This is a genomic window from SAR324 cluster bacterium, from assembly GCA_029245725.1.
Classification (GTDB): Bacteria; SAR324; SAR324; order SAR324; family NAC60-12; genus JCVI-SCAAA005.
On the sequence record JAQWOT010000399.1, the window covers coordinates 1 to 1,935 of the forward strand.

At 35.4% G+C, this 1,935-nt stretch carries 1 protein-coding gene; it reads left to right on the plus strand.

Features of this window, described 5'->3' with window-relative positions; all coding sequences use genetic code 11:
• On the plus strand, positions 1-1,935 hold a 1,935-nt coding region (locus P8O70_22005), incomplete at both ends, for a pentapeptide repeat-containing protein (protein MDG2199516.1).

Sequence of the window (1,935 nt, forward strand, 5' to 3'; positions counted from 1 at the left end):
AAGGATTTGAAAAGGTAGAACTAACCTTTATGACAAATTTAATAAAGAAGGTGAACAAATCACTGATTCTTAATTTTAATAGGACTGACAGGGAAGGTGCAGACTTCTTAATTACTAAAACATGTGTACCAAATGAAGCGACTTATGGTGTTGTCCAAATGAGTTGGGATGGCTCAGAATACATCATGGCTCTCAACAGTTGTAGGCCGATCTTTGAAAGTAGGCCTGAAGCTGCTATTTTACATGAACTTGGACACGTATTGGGTCTAGAGCATCCCTTTGATAGTGATGATGGAGATTGCTATCAAAGTACCGATCCATTCTCTCAAGATGCAGCGACGATGAGCCAAACCTTGATGGCCTATCAAGGCTCAGAAAATGCCCCTCAATTCTATACAAAACTAGACCTAGAGGCGATTGCTGAAGTATACGGAAGGAAGGAGGAAGAAAAAATATCGTACATTGCAAAAGAAAAGGATAAAAATAATCAAAAAGTATGGGATTCAACATATGGTAATATAAATATTACTTCTCACAAAGATGAGTTTATAAAAGCTACTTATCAAAGTAATGGATTTATTGTTTTAAGACAAATTCTACATGAATTTTACAGTGGATACTGGGTTGGAAATAAAGAAGGTTCTTGTGAAACAGAAGTGCTAAATGAACGTACTAAAAAGAAAAGTAATTACTGGGGGAGGTTTGAGTTAACTTTTGAAAATGATTCATTTCAAGGAAAGTGGTCATACTGCAACAATAGACCTGAAAAAAAATGGAATGGAATTTTGTCTAAAAGTAAAAATCATAAATTAGAAAAACCAGTGGTTAATAATAGCATAAACAAATCTGTCATTATTGAATCGTGGAACTCAGATTATGGAAAAATAGACATTGTTTCGAAAAGTGAGAAAAATGTAAAAGCATTATATGGAAGTGAAGGTTTTATAGCTATTGAAAACGTTAAAAACAACATCTATAGCGGCTACTGGATTGGGAAGGTCGGTGGATCCTGCAATACAAAATTAATAAATGAGCGCACTGGCAGAAAAACAAACTATTGGGGAAGATTAGATTTAGAATTTGTAGATAACAAATTCGAAGGAAAATGGGGTTATTGTATGGCGGAACCATTAAAGTCATGGAACGGTATACTTATTCAAAAAGAGTCATCAATAAGCACAGAAGAATCTTATAGTCTATCAAGTATTAGAAGCAAAAAGTCTCTTGAAATAGCAGTTAAAGATGGAAAAGATTTAACCAATATAGATTTGAGTAAAATGAATCTTTCTCAAGCAAAATTAGAAAATGCAAGATTAGATATGGCCAATATGAATCAAGTAGATCTAAGTTGGGCAAACTTGAGTAATGCCTCATTGAATAATGTACGTTTAATTGATGCTAATCTATCAAGCACCAATTTGTCAGACTCTCTATTGATTAGTAGTAATCTAGAAGGTTCAAAATTATCTTGGGCAAATTTTTCAAATGCTAATCTAACCAGTGCTAATCTGAGTAATGCTGACTTGACTAGCGGGAATTTCACAGAAGCAACTTTAGCGAGAGTAATTTTTAGCAATGCAAATCTGGCATTTGCTAATTTTTCTAGAGCAGATCTTCGTGGAACAGATCTGACCAGCACGAGTATCGGTGGAGTTGATCTTACAAGTGCAAACTTAAGTGGTAGTAACTTGAGGGGTCTTAAATTGAGGGAAGGTAAATTGAGCGAAACTAACCTTTCTAATTCTATACTTAGCAATGCTGACATGAGCTGGGCAAACCTTGTTGCAGCAAATTTAAGAGGTGCCTTACTAATGGAAGCAAATCTCAGCAGCGCTTCGCTGAATGGAGCAGACTTATCAAAAGCTAATCTGACAAAAGCCAAAATCAACCATGCGGACCTGAGCAAGGCTAACCTAAGAGGTGCAAATCTGAATG